This is a genomic window from Bradyrhizobium cytisi, assembly GCF_008123515.1.
GTDB lineage: Bacteria > Pseudomonadota > Alphaproteobacteria > Rhizobiales > Xanthobacteraceae > Bradyrhizobium > Bradyrhizobium cytisi.
On the sequence record NZ_VSSR01000042.1, the window covers coordinates 245,609 to 263,665 of the forward strand.

Here is an 18,057-nt window from a genome sequence, read left to right on the forward strand (position 1 = left end):
GTAGCCTCTGCGCCTGTCGCGTATCGCAGGGTTGCTAAGGCAGGGTTGCTAGGGAATGGCGGAGCCGGGTCGGCCGCAACGGGTCTCGCAGGGTATCGCCGGCGCGCCGATTGCAGGGACTTGGCCAACCGGCCGGACCGCGTCGGCGGGCGGCTTTGTGCCGGCGGGCTTTGACGTTTGGCCCGCGATCGTCGGGCGGCTTCGCGAATGGGCCAAGGCCGAAGCCGGCGCCGGGCGACTGTTTCCCTGGGTGCCGATCGCCTTTGGCTGCGGCATCGCGCTCTACTTCGCGGCCGATCATGAGCCGGTGCTGTGGGTCGTTGCCACGACGACGGTGGCGCTGGCGCTCGGGGCGGTGTTGTTGCGCCGGAGCCGGTGGTTTGCGCCGGCGATCATGATCGCGGCGGTCGCGGCCGGCTTTGCCATGGCAACCTGGAAGACGGCGCGCATCGCCCATACGGTGCTCGCAAGGCCGCTTTATTCGGTGTCGCTGTCGGGCTTCGTCGAGACCCGCGACATCCGCGAACGCACCGACCGGTTCGTGCTGCGCGTCACCGCGATGGAGGCGCAGCGCAGCGACGTGAAGCTGGAGCGCGTCCGCCTCTCCGTGCGCAAGGGGACGGCGCCCGACGTCGGCAGCTTCGTGCAGCTGAAGGCGCGGCTGATGCCGCCGCTCGCGCCGTTGCGGCCGGGCAGCTACGATTTCTCGCGCGACATGTTCTTCCAGGGCATCGGCGCCTCCGGCTTCGTGATGGGAGCGATCACGGCCGTGGCGCCGCCCGATGCCGGCGGCCTGCAACTGCGCTATGCGGCGGTGATGCAGGGCCTGCGCGATGCGATCGACGCGCGCATCCGCGCCACGCTCGACGGCGACAACCGCGCGATCGCGACTGCGCTTTTGACCGGCCGCCGCGATGCCATCACCACGCCCGTCAACGATGCGATGTTCATCTCCGGCCTCGGCCATGTTCTGTCGATCTCCGGGTACCATATGGCTGTCGTCGCCGGCGTCGTCTTCTTCGCGGTTCGCGCGCTGCTGGCGCTGATCCCCGGGCTGGCGGTCGGCTTCGCAATCAAGAAATGGTCGGCCGCCGCGGCGCTGGTCGCGTCCGCGTTCTATCTGCTGCTCTCGGGCGCGGAGGTTGCGACCCAAAGGTCGTTCTTCATGACCGCGGTGGTGCTGATCGCTGTCATGGTTGACCGCCGCGCCATCACCTTTCGCACGCTGGCGGTGGCAGCGCTGATCGTGCTTGCGGTCGCGCCTGAGGCGCTGGTGCATCCGAGCTTCCAGATGTCCTTTGCGGCAACGCTCGGCCTGGTGGCGCTGGTGCAGATCGGCATGCCGAACCTGTTTGCCTCGCCCGATCACTCGACAACCGCGCGCATCGCGCTATGGGGCGGCCGCGAGATTGCGATGCTATTCATGGCCTCGATGATCGCGGGGTTTGCGACCACGTCCTATGCCGCCTTCCATTTCCATCGCGTCACGCCCTATGGCGTGCTTGCCAATCTCGGCGCGATGCCGGTGGTCTCGGCGCTGGTGATGCCGGCTGGGCTGTTGGGATTGCTCGCGGCACCGTTCGGGCTCGACGGCGTGTTCTGGTGGTTGATGGGGATCGGTATCGACTGGATGGTGGCGGTCTCGCGATGGGTCGCGGCGCTGCCCGGCGCGATCGGCCACGTCAGTGCCTTCGGCACTGCGCCGCTGATCGCGGCGAGCCTCGGCCTCGTCCTGATGGGACTGCTACGCACGCCGCTGCGGTGGTCGGGCGCGATCGTGCTCGTGGCGGCAATCGTCTGGGGTCTGTCGGTCCGGCAACCCGACATCCTTATCGCCGGTGACGGCCAGAGCGTTGCCGTGCGGGGCAGGGACGGGCAGCTGCACCTGATCAGGGCGAGCAAGGACAGCTTTCTGCTCAAGGAGTGGCTCGCGGCCGATGCCGACTCTCGCGATCCCGGCAGCGTCGCGCTTGCCGATGGTGTGTCGTGCGACGAGTCAGGCTGCGTGACGCCGCTTGCCGACGGACGCATCGTTGCGCTGGCGTTGCGCATCGACGCGCTGGGAGACGATTGCAGCCGCGCGGCACTGGTGGTGACGGCAAGGTCCGCGCCGCCGGATTGTGGTGCGATGGTGGTCGATCGGCCACGTCTCGTGCGTCAGGGCGCGCTGGCGCTGACGCCGCGTGGCGACGGCTTTGCGATTCAGGCGGTAAAGGCGAGGGGCGCAAACCGCCCCTGGTCGCCGGCGGCGGCCGGCGATGGAGATTTCGAACAGACCCTCATGCCGCGGTCGGCAGCTCCGCGCTCCAAAGACGCAACGCCGTCTGACGCCGACCTGCAGGCCGATGACTGAGATCGACGGCTTAGCCGATCGGCAGGCGCGGGGACGTGGAGCGGCTGTCGGCGACCTGCGGCTTGTGCTCGCGCTCGCCGAGCGGCTGGGTCACGGGCAGTTGCAGCACGGTTGCGCGCTGGCCTTCGACCAGCTGCGTCACCAGCACGTATTTGCCGTCGGGGAATTCGATCGCGTCGTGATGGCGGTCGGGAATGTGCGGATCGACCTTGCCGAACTTGCCGACGCGCGAGTTGATGGTGCGCGTCCAGATCCAGCGATTGTCGTAGCGGACGTTGTCGGCGAAGGCGAGCTCCGTTCCCGGCAGCAGGCAAACCGCGACGGACATGTCGGCTTCGGAGGCGAAGCCGCGCGTCGAGGTGCCGCGGAACGTTGTCGTGACGATCGTCTCGCCAACTTCTGCGGGACGCGTCGCGACGGCATGCAGGCTATAGTCACACATCGGGTGCTCCTCAATCAGGATAGAGCACCCGCGCCTCTGTCTCGGAGGCGCAGGCCCCTATCAGAGTGGAAGCTCATCTTATGCTTGTTTGTGGGCAAATCTGCGGCTCGCATCAGCAGAGCGCGATCACATTATCTTTTTCAAATGCACGAGGAACAAAGCCTGCTCCCGCGCATTTGGTGAGCGCGTTGCTTCAGCGGCCGGCTGGCGCTGACCAGCCCGAATATTGCCAAGCCGGCTGCGCGACGGCGTTACGGGCATTGCGGAATTGCTCAGTCGTTGCGCGCGGTGCTTTGCGAGCGTGGTGCTGCGGCTGCGCAGCCAAGGCTTGCGAGCCCAAGGCTTGCGAGCCCAAGGCTTGCGAGCCCAAGGCTTGCGACACTAAGGCCTGCGACGCTGATACTGCGATCAGCGTCATCGTGACGGTGCTCAAAATGATCTTGCGCATGTTGGTCTCCTCGGTCTGGCAAAGGCCCTGCGAAGCAATGCGTGCTTCGTTGCGGCGTGCCGAGGATGTAGCGCTGGAGAAGGGGCCGGATAATCTGTGCAAAACCAGAAAGACTACCCAGCCGGAGCGGACAATCGTCCGCTCCAATCGTTGATTGCGCTCGCCGATAGCGACGCGATCAGTACTTCCGGTACAGCCCGATCAGCTTGCCCTGGATCTTGACCCGGTTGGGCGGCAGGATGCGAACCTCATAGGCCGCGTTGGCCGGCTCGAGCGCGATCGAGGCGCCGCGACGGCGGAAACGCTTGAGTGTCGCTTCCTCGTCGTCGATCAGGGCGACCACGATGTCGCCGGTATCGGCGCTCTCGTTGCGCTGGATCAGCGCCATGTCGCCATCGAGAATGCCGGCCTCCACCATGGAGTCGCCGCGCACTTCGAGCGCGTAGTGCTCGCCCGAGCCGAGCATGTCGGGCGGGACGCTGATGGTGTGGCTGCGGGTTTGCAAAGCCTCGATCGGCGTGCCGGCCGCGATCCGGCCCATCACGGGCACTGCGACTGGACGCTCACCCTCGTCGGCCGGCAGGCTCGACGCCGGGCGCACCTTGCCGAGATTGCCCTCGATGACGCTCGGCGTGAAGCCGCGGCGGCTGCCAGCGGCGGCCTGGAGTTCGGGCAGCTTGATCACCTCGATGGCGCGGGCGCGGTTGGGCAGGCGGCGGATGAAGCCGCGCTCCTCGAGCGCAGTGATCAGGCGATGGATGCCTGATTTCGAGCGCAGATCGAGCGCATCCTTCATCTCGTCGAAGGAGGGCGGCACGCCGCTTTCCTTCAGGCGTTCACTGATGAACCGCAGGAGCTCGTACTGTTTGCGCGTTAACATCTCGACCAAAATCCCCCGGTTGATGTCGTTCGATTCCGAGACGCCGAAGTCAGCAATAAGCCGCTACATGCTCGAAACAAATCATGAACGGACACTATATGTTCGATACTTGTTCCGCAACTGCTTAATTTACCGTGAACGCGACAAAGTTCGCGGAACGCATGCGAACAATGCGCTCAGACGGGCAGTCGCAGCACCTCGCACGGCGCTCCCGCTTCGGCCCTCGGTGCGAACGGTGCGCGCACGAGAAGTGCCTGTGCCGCAGCGAGATTCGCAAGCAGCGAGGAGTCCTGGTGATTGACGGGAAGGGCGATCAGCGTGCCGTCATCACGCACATCCAGGCGGGCGCGCAGATAGTCCTCGCGCTGGTCATTGGCGCCGACGTCGCGGCCGAGCACGGCGCGTTCGCGGCGGTGATGAACCATCGAACGGCCAGACAACGCACGAATCAGCGGCACCATGAACAGGAAGCCGCAAACGTAGGATGACACGGGATTGCCGGGCAGGCCGATTACGCGCATCGCCCCGAGCTGCCCGTTCATCATCGGCTTGCCCGGCCGCATCGCGATCTTCCAGAACGCCATCGAGGTGCCCTCGTCGCGGAGCGCCTGCTGCACCAGATCGTGGTCGCCGACCGAGGCGCCGCCCGTCGTGATCAGGATGTCGGCGCCGGATTCGCGCGCGCGGCGGATACCGGCGGTGGTGGCGGCAAGCGTGTCGGCGGCAATCCCGAGGTCGATGGTGTCGGCCCCTTCGCTGCGAGCGAGCGCATGCAGGGCATAGCCGTTGGAATAGACAATCTGGCCATGACCGGGCGTCGTACCCGGCATCACCAGCTCGTCGCCGGTTGCGAGAATCGCGACCTTCGGACGGCGGCCGACCGCCAACTGCGGGTGATTCATGCCGGCGGCAAGCGCGAGGTCGCGCTCGGTCAGCCGGGCGCCCTTGCGCAGGAGCACGTCACCCTCGCGGAAGTCGATGCCGGCCGGGCGGATGTGCCGCCCGGCGACGGCGGCTTCCTTGATCGCGATGCGCTTGCCGTCGGCGACGGTGTCCTCCTGGATCACGACCGCATCGGCGCCGTCGGGAACGACGCCACCGGTGAAGATCCGGACGGCTTCCCCGGCACCGACAGTTCCTGCAAACGGCCGGCCGGCAGCGACCTCGCCGATGACATTGAGCTGCGCATCGACCCTGGCTGCATCGGCCGCGCGGACGGCATAGCCGTCCATCGCCGACATCGCCTGCGGTGGCTGCGTGCGCCGTGCGGCGAGATCGCGCGCCAGCACCCGGTGCCAAGCCTCATCGAGCGCAACCATCTCTTCAGCCAGCGGCTCCGCACCGGCGAGCACCGCGGCAAGCGCATCGGAAACCGGCATGAGGGCCACGGCTGAAAGCTCCTGCTTGGGCAACGCGACAATCAGGTCGCGGCCAGCGTTCTAGCCGACTGTGGCCGTTGAGGCAAAACGGATGCGCATACGCGCGGACGCAGCTATTTCTGGAGCAACAGCCGCACCAGCTCGGCCTGTCGCCCCACGCCGGTCTTGTCGAAGATCTTCGACAGATGGCTGCGCGCGGTTCCGTCCGCGATGCCGAGCCGTTCGGCCGTGGCTTTGCGGCCGCCGCCCTTGACGATCTCGAGCGCGAAGGCCGCTTCGGCACGGGTCAGGCCGTAACGCGCGCGTAGGGCGTCGAGTCTTGATCTCGCGTCCGGCTCGGGGTCGGTGATCAGCACCATCGCACTCGATCGCCAGCCGGAGGCGAGCGACACCGAGCTCTCCGCCCAATCGCTGCCGACCGGCGTTACCTGCACGTGCAGCGGCATGCGGCCGGGAAGCCGCCGCAGGCTCATCTCGCCGCCGATGCGATCGGGATTATCGATGCTGCATGAGCCGACCAGCGTTTGCAGACAACGGCCATCGTCGCTGGTGATGGCGCTCAGCGCGCCCGCGTCGATCACGATGCCGTCGGCGGCGTCGAGCCATTCGTGCGCGCGACGATTGACGAAGATCGGGCGGGCCTGGGCGTCCGCGAGAATGAAACCCTGATCGAGGCCGTCGAGGCCCGCCAGCGCCGCGCGGCCGGCGATGTCGACCTGGTGGGTACGCCGCTGGATCGCAACGGCGCGTACGAGATGCTGCGCCAACGTTGCAAACAGCCGCCGCGCCTTGTCGTCATACGGAGACAAATTGGACGGCCGATGGCTGGTCAGGATGCCCGTGGCGTTGTGATCGACCAGCAGATTCGTCGTCAACGGTTCGGTGTCGAAACCGCCCGGCTGCCACCATTCGTTGTAGAAATCGCTGCGGGTGAACTCATCGCGTGTGATGAAGTCGCCGATGGTGAAGACCTCGCCGGGCGTCCGGCCGATGCCAAGCGGCAACAGGGGATTGCGCGGGGCCCAGCCGAGTAGCTCTTGCACGCGGTCGGGGTCGATGCGTGGCGACAGCAGGCTGGAGAGGCCGCTTGCGGGATCAAAGACGCCGAACAGGGTACGGCCGCCGATGGCGTCGTCGATGCGCGTCAGCACATTTTCCCAGCGGCTTCCGTCGAGCGCAACCTCGTAGATGGCGCCGATGAGGTCCAATACGGATTCGTTGGAAATATCGTCCGTACCCAAGACAAATGCCTCAAAATGCAATGAGGCATCTCAGCGCAGCGTCACGGAACGAGCAAGAGCAGAAAAGCGGCAGTCGTGCCGATGTTGCCGCAAAGCCGCACCCCATTGGCATTCCCGACGCAATCATCGACGCATCCGACAAACGTCAGATGCCTCCATGTCCGGGCTTTGCAACATTTCCGAAAGGACATCATTCCTGCGATTCAGGGGACGGGGGCGAAAGTGTCGATTTCGGCAATCCATCGAGGTCGCAAGACCATCATTCCGGTCATCCGGAGCCTGTCTCGCAAGGCCGGCTTGCTCGCCAGCAGCATGCTCACCGGCGTGGGCGTGCTCGGCGCCGGAGTGGCGCTTTGTCCCTCGGCAGCTCTTTCTGCCGACTACGCCGCCGGCGGCGGCGTGATCAACGCGCCCAGCGGCAATGCGACAGCGGTTGGCAGCGGCGCGACCACGACCGGCAACTTTGCGACAGCCTATGGTGCGGGCAGCATCGCGAACGGCACGTTCGCGACCGCGACTGGACCGGGCAGCACCGCAAACGGAACCAACGCGACCGCGACTGGAGCGTCCAGCCTCGCGGACGGCACCTATGCGACGGCGACGGGACAAAACAGCGTCGCGAACGGGACCTCGGCGACGGCGACGGGTACCTTCAGCGCCGCCGTTGGAACCCTCGCGACCGCGACCGGAGAGCAAAGCCGCGCAGACGGGACCAACGCGACCGCGACTGGACAGTTCAGCCTCGCCAACGGCACCTATGCAACGGCGACGGGACAAGCCAGCAACGCAAACGGGACCAACGCGACGGCGACGGGACAAGGCAGCGTCGCGAACGGCGTGGACGCGACCGCGACCGGTAGTCTAAGCAAGGCGAATGGCTTTGACGCAACGGCAACAGGGATTCAAAGTGCTGCGAATGGCACCTTCGCGACCGCGACGGGCGCCCAGAGCGTCGCCCACGGCGACAGCGCGACCGCGACCGGCCAAGGCAGTTTCGCAAATGGCGATTTCGCAACCGCGACTGGTCAAGGCAGCATCGCCAATGGCTTGACAGCCAGTGCGTTCGGCCAGGGTAGCAACGCGACCGGCGACGCCACCACCGCGATTGGCCAAGCCAGCACCGCCAGCGCCACCGGCGCGACTGCGATCGGTGCGGGCGCCACGGCTACCTTCGCCAATTCGACTGCGATCGGCGCGGGCGCGACGACATCAGCGCCCAATCAGGTCTCGATCGGCACCAGCACGAACACCTATCGCATGTCCGGCCTCACCTCGGCCGCGAGCCTTGCCGCACAATCTGGACCAACCCAGGTGGTGACGACGGATGCCGCCGGGCATCTGGCGGCCGCAAGCTTCAGCGGTGCGGATATTTCCACGCTGCAGTCCAACGTCTCCACGTTGCAGACGCAAATGCGGCAGGCGTTCGAGGGCACCGCGATCGCCATTGCCATGGGCGGCTCGGCACTGCCATCGGACAAGCGGTTTGCGGTCTCCACCAATTGGGGCACGTTCCGCGGGCAGAACGCCATGAGCTTGGGCGCCCAGATGCGCCTCAACCAGTATGTCGTGCTCAACGGCGGCGTCGCGGCCGGGTTCGCGCAAGGCGGCGTCGGTGGACGCGCCGGAGTGACGGTTGCGTGGTGACGGCGGCGTGTTGAGCGGAAAGCAACGGGGGTGGCGGGCTTTGATGCTTGCGGCTGCGCTGACGGCGGCGGCCGCCGCCGCCGGCCATGCGGAAACGCCCCCGCCGGCGCCAAAACCCGCGCAGATCGACCGCAACGGCGTGCTGATGCTGGTCCGCTCTTCGCTGCTCGCACTCGACCACGCCAACAAGACCGGCAACTACACTGTGCTGCGCGATATCGGCGCGCCCGGTTTCCAAGTCAACTCGGCTGCGCGGCTGGGCGAGATTTTCGCCAAGCTGCGCAACGACAATCTCGATCTCTCGGGTGTCGCCGTTATCGATCCGCAGCTCAACCTGCTGCCGCAGATCGAGGCCAACGGATTGATGCATTTGGCCGGCTTCTTTCCGTCGGTCCCGAACCAGGTCAATTTCGACCTGGCCTTCGCGCCGGTGAACGGACAGTGGCGGTTGTTCGGGATCTCGGTCTCGATTGGACAGAGCGGGCCGGCAGCGCCGACCCCGCCCGAGCCGCGTGTTGAGCAAAAGCAGACCCCGACAAATGCCAGCAAGCAGCCTGCGGCGGTCGCAAAGTCCGCACCGGCGACCAAGCCGCCGGAGAACGCCTCGAAATAGACGCAGCAACTCGGCCAGACGAGCGAGAAATGTTACCCGACGAAGCGCTGAAATCGATGAAAGTGATGTTTGCGACGCCTTGCTACATCTCGGCTGTCAGCATGCACTACGTCACCAGCATTTTCGAGCTGACCCATCACTGCAACCGGTTCGGGCTGCAATGCATCCTGCACATGCATTCGGAAAGCCTGATCACCCGCTCGCGCAACAAGATGGTGATCAAGTTCCTCTCCGACGAGACGCTCACCCATCTGTTCTGGATCGATTCTGATCTCGCCTTCACGCCGCAATCGGTCTGCCGCCTGCTCCTGATCGATCGCGACGTGACCGCCGGCATCTATCCGATGAAGAACTTCAACTGGCCGGAGGGAGGACTGCCGGCGGGAACGACCCGGCAGCAATTCGAGGATCGCTATACCGAATACCCCTTCAACCCAATCGGCCATGGCGTCGAGCGCATCAGCACCTATGCAGATGCCGATGGTTTTGCTGAGGTGGCGGAGGCGCCGACCGGTTTCATGTGCGTCAAGCGTGACGTGTTCAAGCAGATGATGGAGAAATATCCGGAGCTGAACTACGTCCCGGACGGCCCGCCGAATAATCCGCTGGCGCATCTGCATTGGCTGTTCTTCGACTGCATGGTCGATCCGGATTCCGGCCGCTATCTCTCAGAGGACTATGCGTTCTGCCGCCGCTGGCGCGACATCGGCGGCAAGATATGGGTCGACCTGCAGTGCAAGTTGCTCCATCTCGGTCAGCACAATTTTCGCGGCGACCTCGAGGCGAGCCTGAGGCTTCAGGACCGCTGGTGAGCTGGGGTACGCCCGAAGGGGCCGACGCGGCTCACCAGACGCAGGGACTGCTGAATTCGGGACGAGAAAAACGAATTGAAAGCAGCATGGCCAGGAGACGGCGGTCAGGCTGTCCCCGTTCCATTATCAGGATCGACATCCGGTGCCCTCAGGCTGTGATCCCCGCCGGGCATGGGATCAGCCTGAGATTTCAGATCCGCTGCTTTGCTCATCAGCTTGGCGGAAAGTTCGGAATCCGAGGTGGTCTTGGCGAACTTGACCAGCAGAGAGGCCTGCTTGGTGAGGTAGGTTTTGCCCAACACGATGATACGTCCGATGTAGAGGTTCCCAACGGACTCATTGAGTCCTGAACCAGGCATTCGTTCCGGGAACTCGGTATAAAAATGCACAAAGTGAGCTGGTTCCATATTTTCAGGCGAAATAGTTCCTGAAACATCCAACGTGGACGGTCCGCGACTTTGCCGTCAGATACCCAGCGCTCTCAGCGCGTTCCCGACATCTCCGGGAGAGGTGACATGCACCGCCGTCAGCCCGCGGGCGCGGGCGCCTTCGACGTTTTCGGCGAGGTCATCGAAGAACACGATTCGCTCCGCCGGCACGCCGATCGCAGCCACCACGTGGTCAAACGCCTCCGCGTCCGGTTTGCGCAGGCCGATGCTGGAGGACAGATACAACTCGCGGAAATGGCCGAGCAGATCGGCATACTCTTTCGAAAAATGGTCTACATGCGGGCGGTTGGTGTTGGAGAAGGCATAGAGCGGCATCTGCTTCGCCGCGCGCGGCAGCAATTCGGCAACGTCGGGCATTTCGCCGGCGAAGATCGCGTTCCAGCCCTCCAGGAACTGCGCATCCGAAATGTCGATGCCGAGCGATGAGCGCAGCGACTGGAAATAGTCCTCGTCGCTGATCTTACCGAGCTCGTGCAGCCGGTAGGCCTCGCTGTCGCGCACATAACGCGCGAGGACGGCCTCAGGCTTGCACCCGGCATGTCCTGCCCAGCAGGCGATCGCCTTGGAGAAATCGATGTCGAGCACGACGCGCCCGAGATCGAACAGAAGCGCATCCGCGCTGCCGGGAGAGAGCGATGTCATTCTATCCTTCAGTATCGGTAGGGTTCATGGTCGAACAGCGGGAACGCGCTGAACACGCTCGGCGCATTGGTTGCGGCGGCCTGGTGCAGGCAGGATTTGTCGACCTCGGCGAACGAGGTGGCACCGAGGAGGCCGAGGCAGCGCAGCACCTCGTCCTCGAGCAGCTCGAGCATTCGCGTCACGCCGTTCTCGCCGGCCGCTGCCAGGGCCCAGCACTGCAGCCGGCCGATGCCGACGAGGTCGGCGCCCGCTGCGATCGCCTTGACGATGTCGGTGCCGCGGCAGATGCCGCCATCCACCATGATCTTGGCGCGACCCTTCACCGCCTCGACGATCTCGGGCAACACATGCATGGCACCGCGGCCGTGATCGAGCTGGCGGCCGCCGTGGTTGGAGACATAGATCCACTCGACGCCGTGATCGACCGCGATCTGCGCGTCCTCGGCGGTGGCGATGCCCTTGAGGATAAGCGGTATCCGGAACTTGTCCTTGACCATCTTCACGGTCCGCCACTCCAGCCCCTTCTGGAAATCGCCGCCAGTGGCGCGCAGGCGGCTTTCGCGAACGTAGCGCTTGGCGATGTCACGCTCACGACGGCTGTAATGGGCGGTGTCGACGGTCAGGCAGAAGGCGGCATATTTGGCCTTCTCGGCGCGGCTGACGACGTCGGCGACGAAGGCATCATCGCCGCGGACATAGAGCTGGTACATGCGCAGCGCATCGGGGGCGGCTTCGGCGGTCTTCTCCAGACCGGGCTCGGAGACCGAGCTCAACATGTGCGACGCCCCGAAGGTGCCGGCCGCGCGCGCGACGCTGGCGGCTCCATGCGGGTCGAAGATTTCCAGCGCGCCGACAGGGGCGAGCACCACGGGCAAGCGCATCTTGCGGCCGAACTGCTCGACCGAGCCGGAGACCTTGCGCACGTCACGCAGCACGCGCGGGCGAAAGGCGATCTCGTCCAGGGCCATGCGATTGCGGCGCATCGTGGTCTCGGTCTCCGCGGCGCCGACGATGTAGTCCCAGGCGTTCTGGTTGAGGTTGGAACGCGCCTTCCGGATGAATTCGTGCAGATTCTGGAACGGCTCGTTGCTGGCGCCGAGTTCGACGTTCCGTTCCGGCCGGAGCGCTTCGTTCATTGTTATCCTCCCGAGAATTTGAAGCCTTATGCCATCGGGTATCCCGTTCAGGGCTGCAAAACCATCCTAAAATCGCATAGCAGCGAGGCGTGGGCCGGCCGACCGATTCCTGCTTTGCGCGAGGTGGTTTCCGAACGTTGCCAAAAGTTTAGGTCCAGACGAAGGGATTTCTACAAGCTGCCCGCCGGCGTGGCACGCCGGCCTTGAAGAAACCGGAATGATATTGTGAGAACCGGTCTGGATCGCCATTTGCATGGCGGCTCCCAAGCCCGAACGAACTGCCCCAAGAGAACCGCGAAGCAAAAAGGCCAACCATTCCATGCGGAAAACCCTGCTGTTCCCCCTGGGCGCGCTCACCGGAGCATGCTTGACCCTCCTCGCATCCGGTCCGCATGGCGGACTATGGGCGGCGCGGGCGGCAGCGAATGCGGATGACGCCTATTCGCAGCTCAACCTGTTCGGAGAGGTGTTCGAGCGGGTGAAGGCGAGCTATGTCGAGAAGCCCGACAATTCCAAGCTGATCGAAGGCGCGATCACGGGCATGGTGACCTCGCTTGACCCGCATTCCCGCTACATGAACGACAAGGCCTGGACCGAGATGCAGGAGACCACCTCCGGCGAATTCGGCGGGCTCGGCATCGAGGTCACGATGGAGGAGGGCCTGGTCAAGGTCGTCTCGCCCATCGACGACACGCCGGCGTCCAAGGCTGGCCTCATGTCCGGTGACCTCATCAGCAAGATCGATGGCGAGGCCGTGCAGGGCATGACGCTCGAGCAGGCCGTCAACAAGATGAAGGGGCCGGTCGACACCAAGACGAAGCTCACCATCATGCGCAAGGGCGCCGATGCGCCGCTCGATGTCGCGATCACGCGCGAGATCATCCATGTCCGCCCCGTCCGCTTCCATGTCGAGAACGGCGACATCGGCTACATCCGCGTCACCTCGTTCAACGAGCAGACCACCGACGGCCTGAAGAAGGCGATCGCCTCGATCTCCAAGGACGTCCCGCAGGAGAAGCTTGTCGGCTACGTGATGGACCTGCGCAACAATCCGGGCGGCTTGCTCGACCAGGCCGTGTCGGTGTCCAGCGCGTTCCTGCAGCGCGGCGAGGTCGTCTCGACCCGCGGCCGCAATCCGGAAGAGACCCAGCGCTTCACCGCGCATGGCGGCGACCTCACCAAGGGCAAGCCGCTTGTGGTGCTGGTCAACGGCGGCTCGGCGTCGGCGTCCGAAATCGTGGGCGGTGCGCTGCACGATCACAAGCGTGCCACGATCATTGGCACCCGCTCGTTCGGCAAGGGCTCGGTGCAGACCATCATTCCGCTTGGCGCTGGCAACGGCGCGCTGGCGCTGACCACGGCGCGCTACTACACGCCATCGGGCCGCTCGATCCAGGCCCAGGGCATCGCGCCTGACATCGAGATCCTCCAGGACGTGCCGGCCGAGCTGAAAGGCCGCGTCGACACCATGGCGGAGTCGCAGATGCGCGGCCATCTGCAGGCCGCTGACGGCAGCGAGCAGACCGGATCGCAATCCTATGTCCCGCCGGAAGAGAAGGACGACAAGGCGCTGCACGCGGCCTACGACTTCCTGCACGGCGTCACCGTGAACGCGGCCGCCGCGAAGCCGGCGCCGAAGACCACCGTGCCGAACTAGCTGATCGAGATGCCGTAGGTGGGCAAAGGAGCGTAAGCGACGTGCCCACCGCTTCTGCGTGTGCGGGAAGACAAGAGGTGGGCACGCTCGCTTTGCCCACCCTACGAAGTATTCCATCTACGAACTAGCGGCCCTTGCTAGCCTGCCTCGCGGCGGCGAGCTTCGTTGCCGTCGCGCTGGGCGAGGCGGCTGCGATGGAGCGCGAACAGCTCCACGACCTTGTCGGCCGGCTTTGCGGCGCTGAACAAATAGCCCTGCATCTCGGTGCAGCCGAGCGTGCGCAGCAGCCGCTGCTGTTCCTCGGTCTCGACGCCTTCGGCCGTGGTCGCCATGCGGCGGGCGCTGGCGAGGTTGACCACGGCCTGCACGATGCTGGCAGAGCCGTCGGGGCCTGCGATGTCGTTGACGAAGCAGCGGTCGATCTTGATCTTGTCGAACGGGAAGCGGTGCAAATAGCTCAGCGAGGAGTAGCCGGTGCCGAAATCGTCGAGCGCGATGCGGACGCCGATGGCGCGGAGCTGGTGCAGGATCGCAAGCGCGGTCTCGTCGTCGCGGATCAGCACGGCCTCGGTGATCTCGAGCTCGAGCCGGCTCGCCGGCAGATTGGAGGCGGCCAGCGCCGCCATGATCTTCAGCGCCAGCGTGCCGCTCTTGAACTGCACCGGCGAGACGTTGACGGCGAGGCGGATGTCGTCGGGCCAGCCGGCGGCGTCGCGGCAGGCAGTCGCCAGCACCCATTCGCCGATCTCGTTGATCAGCCCGGTATCCTCGGCAATCGGGATGAACTCGGCCGGCGAAACCATGCCGCGCTCGGGGTGGCGCCAGCGCACCAGCGCCTCGCAGCCCGTGATGCGGTCGTCCTTGAGGCTGAGGCAGGGCTGGTAATAGACCTCCAGGCCGCCATGAGCGATGGCGTGGCGGAGATCGATCTCCAGCTGTCGCCGCTCGCGCACCTTGGCGTCCATTTCCGGCTCGAAGAATCGGCAGGTGCGGCGCCCGGCGGCTTTGGCGGCGTACATCGCCATGTCCGCGTTCTTCAGGATCTGGTCCAGCGCGGTGCCGTGTCCCGGCGCCAGCGCAATGCCGATGCTGGCGTCGGTGGTGAGATGATGCCCCATGCAGTCGAATGGTGTGCGGATCGCCGCGAAGACCCGCGCGACGAGCTCGTTGACCTGGTCCTGGGAGGTCACCGCGCTCTGAACGATCGCGAACTCGTCGCCGCCGAGCCGCGCCACGAAGTCGGTGGGGCCGGCGCAGCCGCGGAGGCTCTCCGCCACCGATTTCAACAGCTCGTCGCCGACGAGATGGCCGAGCGCGTCGTTGACGCCCTTGAATTCGTCGATGTCGATGTAGTGCACGGCGAGCTCGTCGCCGTCGACGATGGCGAGCAGCTCTCCGCGCAGATGTTCGTGGAACATGGCGCGGTTCGGCAGGTCGGTCAGCGCGTCGTAATGCGCGAGATGGGTGATGCGCTCCTCGATGCGGCGACGTTCGGTGATGTCCTCATGGGTCGCGACCCAGCCGCCGTCGCCGAGCGGCTCGTTGACGATCTGGATCGAGCGGCCGTCGCCGGTATCAACGACCATGGAGTTGCGCACATGGACATCGCGCAGCACGCGTGCGACATACTGGTCCACGTCGCCCGGGAACGAACCCGTGGCCTTGCGGTGCGCGATGATGTCGAGAAAGCTGTAGCCTGGCTTCACGATCTCGGCCGACAAGCCGTACATCTCGATGTAGCGCTGGTTGCAAACCACGAGCTTTTGCGAGGCGTCGAACAGCAGCAGGCCCTGGGTCATGTTGTTGACGGCGCGGTCGAGCCGCTGCTTCTCCAGCGTCAGCCGCTCCCGGGACATGCGATGCTGCTCCAGCAGCTTGCGCACGATCGCGATCAGCACGCCGGCGATCGCGAGCGCGGAGGCGCAGGCGACCGAAATCAGTATGCCGATCTGCTCGCGCCAGTCGGCAAGCGCCGCCGCGCGCGTGGTCGTCGCCATCATCAGGATCGGGAAGTGGGGCAGGGCACGCGCCGAGACCAGCCGGTCCTCGCCGTCGACCGGGCTCACGAAACGTCCGGCGAAGTGATCGAGCGTGAAGATCTTTTGCTGCTCGAACGAGCCGTTCCTGAAATTGTGTCCCATTATCTCGCTGGAATGCGGGAAGCGGGCAAGCAAAGTGCCGTCCCGATGCAGCATCGAGATCGTCGCGCCTTCGCCGAGCATGACGGTCTCGAAGAATTTCTCGAAATTGGCCGGCTCGATGCCCCGTCCGACGATGCCCATGAACTCGCCGTGCGGTCCCATGATCTTGCGCACGATCAGGATGGTCCAGGCGCCGGAGATGCGGCTGTGCACCGGTTCGATCAGCACGTCGGGCGCCTGCGGATCGTATCGGAAGGTGCGATAATAAGAGCGGTCGGAAACGTTGACCTTCGGGGCCGGCCATGCCGTCGAGGAATTAATGACATTGCCGTCGGCGTCGATGATGTTGACGCCGCCCATGTAAGGCAGCGCCTCGATCTTCGAACGCAGCATTTGGTGCACGTCCTGGCCGGCGAGGCGCCTGCGATAGTCCTCCGCGGTCGTGATTCCGCTCGCGCGCACATGACCGACGAAATCCTTCTGGATGACCGCGAAATCCTGCAATTGCTGATCGAAATGATGGGCGAGCAGCAGCACGGTGTTTTCCAGCTCACGGCCGGAGTTGCGTAGCGCGCGCTCGCGGAAGTTCTGTGCCATCAGCACCGCGCCGACGGCGATCGCAGCGATCAGGAGTGTGCCGCCCACCACCAGCCAGCGGATCGGTCCGCTGCGGACGAAGGCCTGGTCAAGGAGGCGACTGCCGTATCCCGTCATCATGTCGTCGCTGCCGTACACACGTCAGGGTCAATTCATGACCCCCGTACATCCGTCGGTTTACAGGATCGATGTGGAGGCGACGTTAGGAAGCGGGGTTAACGCGGCATAAACTGCAACACACAAATGCAATCGATGCGCATGGCGTGATCAGGCGCGGTAGTGGCCCGACTTGCCGCCGAGCTTCTCGACGAGCCGGATGCCCTCGATGCGGACGCCGCGCTCCACCGCCTTGATCATGTCGTAGATGGTGAGGCAGGCGACAGAGACCGCCGTCAGCGCTTCCATCTCGACGCCGGTGGGGCCGGTCACCTTGACGCTGGCACGCACCACGCAGCCCGGCAGCTTCGCGTCGGGCTCGATGTCGACCGTGACTTTCGACAGCGCGAGCGGATGACAGAGCGGGATCAGCTCGGAGGTGCGTTTCGCCGCCATGATTCCGGCGATGCGCGCGGTGCCGAGCACGTCGCCCTTCCTGGCATTGCCGGAGACGATCAGGTCGAGCGTCGCCCTTTCCATGACGACGCGCCCTTCGGCGACGGCGAGCCGCTCGGTTGCGGTCTTGTCCGAGACGTCGACCATCCGCGCCTCGCCGGAGGCGCTGATATGGGTGAGGGCAGGGCTCGCCTTGTTCGACGGCTTGGTCTTCTGCTTGGTCTTGGACGGCTTGCGCGCCATCAGCGCGCGCCTGTGGCGCGGGCTTTGGTCTCGCGCGCGAGCAGCGTGCGCGTCGCCGCGGTGACGTCGGCCTGCCGCATCAGGCTCTCGCCGACCAGGAAGGTCGACATGCCGACGCGCTCGAGCCGGGCGAGGTCGGCAGGCGTGAAGATGCCGCTCTCGCCGACCATCAGCCGCTCGTCGGGGATCAGCGGCGCCAGCGTCTCGCTGGTCGCAAGCGTGGTCTCGAAGGTGCGCAGATTGCGGTTGTTGACCCCGATCATCGGCGAACGCAGCTTCAGCGCGCGATCAAGCTCGGCGCCGTCATGGATCTCGATCAGCACATCCATGCCATAGGCGATGGCAGCGTCTTCGAGGTCCCTGGCGGTGGCGTCGTCGAGCGCGGCCATGATGATGAGAATGCAATCGGCGCCATGCGCGCGGGCCTCGACCACCTGATAGGTGTCGAACAGGAAATCCTTGCGCAGCACCGGCAGTGACGTGGCTGCGCGCGCGGCCACCATGAAGTCGAGATGGCCCTGGAACGAGGGCGTGTCGGTCAGCACCGACAGGCAAGCCGCGCCGCCCGCCTCATAGGCCTGGGCGAGCACGGGCGGATCGAAATCTTCGCGGATCAGCCCCTTGGACGGCGAGGCCTTCTTCACCTCGGCGATCAGCGCATAGTCGCCATTGGCGTGCTTGGCCCTGATCGCGCGCACGAAACCGCGCGGCGCGCCTTGCGCATTGGCCTTTGCCTCCACCGCCGCGAGCGGCTGCGCGCGCTTGGCTGCGGCAATCTCCTCGCGCTTGTAGGCTTCGATCTTGGTCAGGATATCAGACATGACAAGC

Annotated in this window: 16 protein-coding genes; 5 read left to right on the plus strand and 11 right to left on the minus strand. The window is 65.3% G+C overall.

What is annotated here, in order from left to right; genetic code table 11:
• Positions 1-55: 55 nt before the first annotated feature.
• On the plus strand, positions 56-2,353 hold the full coding sequence (locus FXB38_RS25585; RefSeq protein ID WP_148753705.1) for a ComEC/Rec2 family competence protein: 2,298 nt from the start codon (positions 56-58) through the stop codon (positions 2,351-2,353).
• A 10-nt stretch (positions 2,354-2,363) separates the two neighbouring features.
• Here FXB38_RS25585 and FXB38_RS43025 read toward each other — a convergent pair whose 3' ends face one another.
• From FXB38_RS43025 to FXB38_RS25610, 5 genes are all read right to left on the minus strand, one after another.
• Positions 2,364-2,795 carry a hypothetical protein gene (locus FXB38_RS43025; protein WP_187435141.1) on the minus strand — a complete coding sequence of 144 codons (432 nt, stop codon included), beginning with the start codon at positions 2,793-2,795 and terminating at the stop codon, positions 2,364-2,366.
• Positions 2,796-2,988: 193 nt separating this feature from the next.
• Positions 2,989-3,390, minus strand: coding sequence for a hypothetical protein (locus FXB38_RS44005; protein WP_246230124.1), 402 nt, complete (start codon positions 3,388-3,390; stop codon positions 2,989-2,991).
• 31 nt (positions 3,391-3,421) lie between these two features.
• Entirely contained in the window at positions 3,422-4,123 is a 702-nt protein-coding gene (gene lexA / locus FXB38_RS25600) for a transcriptional repressor LexA (RefSeq protein WP_148753706.1), read from the minus strand.
• Positions 4,124-4,299: 176 nt separating this feature from the next.
• Positions 4,300-5,511, minus strand: a complete 1,212-nt coding sequence (locus tag FXB38_RS25605; protein WP_148753707.1) for a molybdopterin molybdotransferase MoeA — start codon at positions 5,509-5,511, stop codon at positions 4,300-4,302.
• Between the two features lie 104 nt (positions 5,512-5,615).
• On the minus strand, positions 5,616-6,743 hold the full coding sequence (locus FXB38_RS25610) for a helix-turn-helix transcriptional regulator (protein ID WP_148753708.1): 1,128 nt from the start codon (positions 6,741-6,743) through the stop codon (positions 5,616-5,618).
• Positions 6,744-6,965: 222 nt separating this feature from the next.
• Between FXB38_RS25610 and FXB38_RS25615 the strand changes: the two genes are divergently transcribed.
• Genes FXB38_RS25615 through FXB38_RS25625 form a run of 3 tightly spaced genes read left to right on the plus strand, consistent with a single transcriptional unit; the run spans position 6,966 to position 9,812 of the window.
• Positions 6,966-8,387, plus strand: coding sequence for a YadA-like family protein (locus tag FXB38_RS25615; protein ID WP_187435142.1), 1,422 nt, complete (start codon positions 6,966-6,968; stop codon positions 8,385-8,387).
• A gap of 43 nt (positions 8,388-8,430) precedes the next feature.
• On the plus strand, positions 8,431-9,000 hold the full coding sequence (locus tag FXB38_RS25620; RefSeq protein WP_246230126.1) for a hypothetical protein: 570 nt from the start codon (positions 8,431-8,433) through the stop codon (positions 8,998-9,000).
• A 29-nt stretch (positions 9,001-9,029) separates the two neighbouring features.
• A complete protein-coding gene (locus tag FXB38_RS25625; protein WP_148753710.1) occupies positions 9,030-9,812 on the plus strand; it encodes a hypothetical protein in 783 nt (260 codons plus the stop codon).
• Positions 9,813-9,916: 104 nt separating this feature from the next.
• On the opposite strand, the gene FXB38_RS44010 is transcribed toward FXB38_RS25625, so the two are convergent.
• Genes FXB38_RS44010 through FXB38_RS25640 form a run of 3 tightly spaced genes read right to left on the minus strand, consistent with a single transcriptional unit; the run spans position 9,917 to position 12,039 of the window.
• Complete coding sequence (locus FXB38_RS44010; RefSeq protein ID WP_246230128.1) at positions 9,917-10,252, minus strand: hypothetical protein; 336 nt, start codon at positions 10,250-10,252, stop codon at positions 9,917-9,919.
• Positions 10,253-10,276: 24 nt separating this feature from the next.
• Positions 10,277-10,903, minus strand: coding sequence for an HAD family hydrolase (locus tag FXB38_RS25635; RefSeq protein ID WP_148753711.1), 627 nt, complete (start codon positions 10,901-10,903; stop codon positions 10,277-10,279).
• Between the two features lie 8 nt (positions 10,904-10,911).
• Entirely contained in the window at positions 10,912-12,039 is a 1,128-nt protein-coding gene (locus FXB38_RS25640) for an alpha-hydroxy acid oxidase (RefSeq protein WP_148753712.1), read from the minus strand.
• A 319-nt stretch (positions 12,040-12,358) separates the two neighbouring features.
• Here FXB38_RS25640 and FXB38_RS25645 point away from each other — a divergent pair, with 319 nt between their 5' ends.
• Entirely contained in the window at positions 12,359-13,696 is a 1,338-nt protein-coding gene (locus tag FXB38_RS25645) for a S41 family peptidase (RefSeq protein WP_148753713.1), read from the plus strand.
• A gap of 137 nt (positions 13,697-13,833) precedes the next feature.
• Here the strand turns inward: FXB38_RS25645 and FXB38_RS25650 are convergent, their stop codons facing one another.
• From FXB38_RS25650 to trpC, 3 genes are all read right to left on the minus strand, one after another.
• Positions 13,834-16,554, minus strand: a complete 2,721-nt coding sequence (locus FXB38_RS25650) for a bifunctional diguanylate cyclase/phosphodiesterase (RefSeq protein ID WP_148753714.1) — start codon at positions 16,552-16,554, stop codon at positions 13,834-13,836.
• 147 nt (positions 16,555-16,701) lie between these two features.
• Positions 16,702-17,229 (minus strand): cyclic pyranopterin monophosphate synthase MoaC, encoded by a 528-nt coding sequence (gene moaC / locus FXB38_RS25655; RefSeq protein WP_148753715.1) that lies wholly within the window; start codon positions 17,227-17,229, stop codon positions 16,702-16,704.
• Entirely contained in the window at positions 17,229-18,050 is an 822-nt protein-coding gene (gene trpC, locus FXB38_RS25660) for an indole-3-glycerol phosphate synthase TrpC (protein WP_148753716.1), read from the minus strand. The genes moaC and trpC overlap by 1 nt, the downstream gene beginning before the upstream one ends.
• Positions 18,051-18,057 lie beyond the last annotated feature (7 nt).

Bases quoted from the DNA above. Each gene is read 5' to 3' on its own strand.
- FXB38_RS25585 (WP_148753705.1), top strand. From the start codon at position 56: ATGGCGGAGCCGGGTCGGCCGCAACGGGTCTCGCAGGGTATCGCCGGC.
- FXB38_RS43025 (WP_187435141.1), bottom strand. From the start codon at position 2,795: ATGTGTGACTATAGCCTGCATGCCGTCGCGACGCGTCCCGCAGAAGTT.
- lexA (WP_148753706.1), bottom strand. From the start codon at position 4,123: ATGTTAACGCGCAAACAGTACGAGCTCCTGCGGTTCATCAGTGAACGC.
- FXB38_RS25620 (WP_246230126.1), top strand. From the start codon at position 8,431: ATGCTTGCGGCTGCGCTGACGGCGGCGGCCGCCGCCGCCGGCCATGCG.
- FXB38_RS25625 (WP_148753710.1), top strand. From the start codon at position 9,030: ATGTTACCCGACGAAGCGCTGAAATCGATGAAAGTGATGTTTGCGACG.
- FXB38_RS25635 (WP_148753711.1), bottom strand. From the start codon at position 10,903: ATGACATCGCTCTCTCCCGGCAGCGCGGATGCGCTTCTGTTCGATCTC.
- FXB38_RS25640 (WP_148753712.1), bottom strand. From the start codon at position 12,039: ATGAACGAAGCGCTCCGGCCGGAACGGAACGTCGAACTCGGCGCCAGC.
- FXB38_RS25645 (WP_148753713.1), top strand. From the start codon at position 12,359: ATGCGGAAAACCCTGCTGTTCCCCCTGGGCGCGCTCACCGGAGCATGC.
- FXB38_RS25650 (WP_148753714.1), bottom strand. From the start codon at position 16,554: ATGATGACGGGATACGGCAGTCGCCTCCTTGACCAGGCCTTCGTCCGC.
- moaC (WP_148753715.1), bottom strand. From the start codon at position 17,229: ATGGCGCGCAAGCCGTCCAAGACCAAGCAGAAGACCAAGCCGTCGAAC.
- trpC (WP_148753716.1), bottom strand. From the start codon at position 18,050: ATGTCTGATATCCTGACCAAGATCGAAGCCTACAAGCGCGAGGAGATT.